Annotated in this window: 3 protein-coding genes; 2 read left to right on the forward strand and 1 reads right to left on the reverse strand. The window is 75.1% G+C overall.

Annotation, left to right across the window (positions count from 1 at the left end; genetic code table 11):
* Together recN and AOK24_RS32815 are read left to right on the forward strand one after the other, a co-directional pair.
* Nucleotides 1–1560, forward strand: a 1560-nt coding sequence (recN, locus tag AOK24_RS32810; protein ID WP_055723662.1) for a DNA repair protein RecN, incomplete at its 5' end; no start/stop codon positions are given.
* 334 nt (nucleotides 1561–1894) lie between these two features.
* On the forward strand, nucleotides 1895–3016 hold the full coding sequence (locus tag AOK24_RS32815; protein WP_055723663.1) for a glycosyltransferase family 4 protein: 1122 nt from the start codon (nucleotides 1895–1897) through the stop codon (nucleotides 3014–3016).
* A 4-nt stretch (nucleotides 3017–3020) separates the two neighbouring features.
* On the opposite strand, the gene AOK24_RS32820 is transcribed toward AOK24_RS32815, so the two are convergent.
* A partial coding sequence (locus AOK24_RS32820; protein WP_055723664.1) for a PucR family transcriptional regulator occupies nucleotides 3021–4550 on the reverse strand: 1530 nt, incomplete at its 5' end.

Here is a 4550-nt window from a genome sequence, read left to right on the forward strand (position 1 = left end):
GGGGCCGAGCGGGCCGTCGTCGAGGGGCGGATCTCCCTGCCCTCGGGGGCCGCCGTCGCCCTCAGGGCCGAGGAGGCGGGGGCCGAGCTGGACGACGGGGCGCTGCTCATCAGCCGTACCGTTTCGGCGGAGGGCCGGTCGCGGGCGCACGTCGGCGGGCGGAGCGTGCCCGTGGGCGTGCTGGCCGAACTCGCCGACGACCTGGTCGCCGTGCACGGGCAGACCGATCAGCAGGGCCTGCTGAAGCTCACCCGGCAGCGGGCGGCGCTCGACCGGTACGCCGGTGACGCCGTGGCCGGGCAGCTCGCGAAGTACGGCGAGGCGTACCGGCGGCTGCGGGCGGTCGCCGCCGAGCTGGACGAGATCACCACGCGCGCGCGGGAGAGGGCGCAGGAAGCCGACCTGCTGCGCTTCGGCCTGGAGGAGATCGCCGGGGTCGAGCCCCGCCCCGGGGAGGACGTCGAGCTCGCAGAAGAGGCGGAGCGGCTCGGGCACGCCGAGGCGCTGTCCTCGGCCGCGACCCTCGCGCACGCCGCCCTCGCCGGCAACCCCGAGGACCCGGAGGGCATCGACGCGGCGACCCTCGTGGCGGGCGCCCAGCGCGCCCTGGAGGCCGTCCGCTCGCACGACCCGGCGCTGGCCGCGCTCGCGGACCGCATCGGCGAGATCGGCATCCTCCTCGGCGACGTGGCGGGCGAACTCGCCGGGTACGCCGACGACCTGGACGCCGACCCCCGGCGCCTGGCGGCCGTGGAGGAGCGCCGCGCCGCCCTCACCGCCCTGACCCGCAAGTACGGCGCGGACGTGAACGCCGTCCTGGAGTGGGCCGAGACGAGCGCCGCCCGCCTCACCGAACTCGACTCCGACGACGAACGCATCGCGGAACTCACCGCCGAACGCGACGCCCTGCGCACCGGACTCGGCGCCCTCGCCCAGGCGTTGACCGACGCCCGCACCGAGGCCGCCGACCGCTTCGCCGCCGCCGTCACCGCCGAGCTGGCCTCCCTCGCGATGCCGCACGCGCGCGTGTCGTTCGCGATCCGCCAGACCGAGGACCCCGAGGGCGTCGAGGTCGGCGGCCGGAGGGTCGCGTACGGGCCCTCCGGCGCGGACGAGGTCGAGCTGCTGCTCGCCCCGCACCCCGGCGCCCCGCCCCGGCCGATCGCCAAGGGCGCGTCCGGCGGTGAGCTGTCGCGCGTGATGCTCGCGGTCGAGGTCGTGTTCGCCGGCACGGACCCCGTCCCCACGTACCTCTTCGACGAGGTCGACGCCGGCGTCGGCGGCAAGGCGGCCGTCGAGATCGGCCGGCGGCTCGCCAAGCTCGCCAAGTCCGCGCAGGTCGTCGTCGTCACCCACCTTCCGCAGGTCGCGGCCTTCGCCGACCGGCAGCTGCTGGTCGAGAAGACCAACGACGGGTCCGTCACCCGCTCCGGCGTGAAGGTCCTGGAGGGCGAGGAACGGATCCGGGAGCTGTCCCGGATGCTCGCCGGGCAGGAGGACTCGCAGACGGCCCGGGCGCACGCGGAGGAACTCCTGGCGACGGCTCGCGCGGACGCGTAGAGGGTCTTGCCGGGGGCGCGCTCCGCACGGGCGCGCCCCCGGCCCCTGTCGGCCGGACGGGTGATGTGCGGGTCGTCCGGGGGTGCTGTGACGGCCGGGTGTGCGAAGTTCTCGACCCGTGGAGAGGTTGTTCGTACGTAACCGGACGGCGTCACTCATGTGGGTGACAAGAGGGTTGAAGTGCGGGGGTCCACGGCCGCCGGGCGGTCCGGAACACCCGTACGTGCTGGCATCCTTGGAGGACACGGAGGAAGGTGCGCGGGGCGGGTCTCCGTGCGTTCCTTCGGTACGTTTCTTCGTGACCGTCCCCCGCCGAACCAGGAGTTCCGGCCACGTGAGCCACGTGAGCAGCCCTTCGTCCCAGGGCCAGGCGCCGCTGCGCACCGTGCAGGTGCTCGGCGGCGGCAACGCCGGCAGCAGCGCGCACGTGCGCTCGCTGACCGCCGGGCTCGTCGCGCGGGGCGTACGGGTCACGGTGTGCGCCCCCTCCGAGTCCGATCACGCCTACGACTTCTCCGGCGCCGGCGCGGACCACGTGCCCGTGCCGCGCAGCAGCGATCCAGGGTCGGTGGCCGCGCTGCGGGCCGCCTGCTCCGACGCCGACCTGGTGCACGCGCACGGGCTGCACGCCTCGTTCCGGGCCGTCCTCGCGCTCAGCGGACGCCGTACGCCGCTGATCGTCACCTGGCACAACGGGGCCCGCGCCGAGGGGGCTCGCGCGCATCTGCTGCGCGTGCTGGAGCGGCGTGTCGTCAAGGCGGCCACCGTCGTGCTGGGGACCACCTCCGACCTCGTCGACCGGGCCCGGCGCACGGGGGCCCGGGACGCCCGGCTCGCGGCCGTGTCCCTGCCGGGGCAGCGGGCTTCCGGTGTGCTGCCGGGGGACAAGGTGCGGGCCGAACTCGGGGTCGGCGAGCGGCCGTTGCTGCTCGCCGTCGGATCGCTCGACCGGTATCGGGGGTACGAGGTGCTGCTCGACGCGGCCCGGTCCTGGCGGTTCCTCGATCCCGTGCCGCTCGTCGTCGTCGCCGGAGAAGGGCCGCTGCGGGGGGAGTTGCAGGCGCGGATCGACCGGGAAGGGCTGCCGGTGCTGCTCGTCGGGCGCCGGGACGACGTTCCCGAACTGCTGGGGGCCGCCGATCTGGCGCTGCTGCCGGGGGCCGACGAGTCCCGGTCCGTCTTCGCGCAGGAGGCGTTGCGGGCCGGGGTGCCGCTGGTCGCTCCGCTGACCGGCGGGGTGCGGGAACTCGTGGGGGACGCGGCGGAGTTGGTGGCCGTGGGAGACGCGGAGGCGTTGGCGGGGGCCGTGGTGCGGCTGCTGGGGGACGCGGAACGGCGGGACGCCCTGCGGGAGTCGGGGGAGCGGCAGGTGGGGAGCTGGCCCACGGAGGACGAGACGGTGGCTCAAGTCCTGAGCGTCTACGACGAGTTGACCCAGCCTCGGCCCATCGGGTAGCGGCTCAGGACACGTACCTTCTTGCCCTCAGTGCCAGGCTCAAGGTCAGTACCGTCTGTGGGTCCTCCAGGTCCGTTCCCAGCAACTCGCCGATCTTCGCCAGGCGGTTGTACAACGTCTGGCGGTTCAGGTGGAGTTCTCTCGCCGTCTCCGCCTTGCGGCCCGCGTGCGCCAAGTACGTTTCCAGCGTGGGGAGTAGCGGCGGCTTGGCTCTGGCGTCGTGGGATCGCAGGGCGCCGATCGCTCGCGTCACGAACGCCGCCAGGTCCGGGTGGTCCCGCAGCCGCCACAGCAGCAGGTCCGTGTCCAAGTGGCGGGCGTCGTACCAGGGTTGGGGCGGGAGGCCCTGGGCCGCTGTCGCCGCCTCGGTCGCGTGGTGGAGGCCGGCCGCCGCCGCTGCCCAGGTGCCGGGGACTCCCACGACGACGACCGGCGGCGGGGAACCCGGGCGCCGGGTACCCGCTCGGTCCGCCCCGGCGTGGAGGGCGGCTGCCGCCCGGTCGGCCAGCGCCGCGCGGTCCTGTTCCGCGCGCAGGCCCAGGAGGACCAGGACACGCCCCTCCACGGGGCGCACGCCGAGCAGCACCGGGACGCCCAGCGACGCCAGTTCCTCCGCGAGCGCCCTCGCCGTGAGCGCCCCGGGGTCGCCGAGACGCATCACGACCGGCAGCAGGGGCCCGGCGCCGGGCTTGAACCCCAGCACCCTCGCCTGAGCCGGCGCGTCCTCCGCGCCGATCCGCCCCTCCGCGAGGTCGCTGAGAAAATCCCCCCGCCCACGCGCCGCCAGCTCCTCCTCCTGCCGCGCCTGCATCAGCACGACCGCGAGGATGCCCGCGGCGCGTTCGGCGGCGATGCGGTGCACGGGGGTGAGGGGGGCGCGCACGGGAAGCAGCACGAGCCTGGAACGCACCGCAGCACTGCCGGCGCCCCCGGATCCGCTCGGCACATCCACCACCACCGTCCCCGACGGCGCCTCCCGGCCCGGGCCCCGCAGCCGTTCCCACACCTGGAGCGGATCAGCCCCCTCGGGGCCCGCCCCCGCCGCGTACAGCAGGTGTCCCTCCGCTGTCTCCAGGAACACCGGGTTGTCGCTGAACTCCCCGAGGATGCCGAGGACGTGCGGAATCCCCCCGCCGCCCAGCAACGCGTCCGTGCAGCGCCGGTGCACCTCCTCCGCCCGCTGGAGCAGCGCGTAGTGACCGTTCACGATCTCCGTGTGGATCTCCTCGGTGACCGTCACGAAGGCCACCTCGCGGTGGAGTTGGACCAGCGGCAGCCCCGTCGTACGCGCCGTCTCGATCAGCGCGGCCGGCAACCGGGTGAAACGGGGCCCCAGTTCGACCACGAGCGCGGCGATGCCCCGCTCCGCGAGGGTGCGGACGAACGCGCGCTGCTCGGCGGGGCGGGTGCCGAGGCCGTACCCGGTGGTGAGGAGCAGCTCGCCGCCCTTGAGGAGCGAGGCGATGTGCGGCACCTCACCGGCATGCACCCACCGCACCCCCCGGTCCAGCGCCTCCGCCCCCGCGAGGACCTC

This window comes from Streptomyces niveiscabiei, assembly GCF_001419795.1.
In the GTDB taxonomy this organism is placed as follows: Bacteria; Actinomycetota; Actinomycetes; order Streptomycetales; family Streptomycetaceae; genus Streptomyces; species Streptomyces niveiscabiei.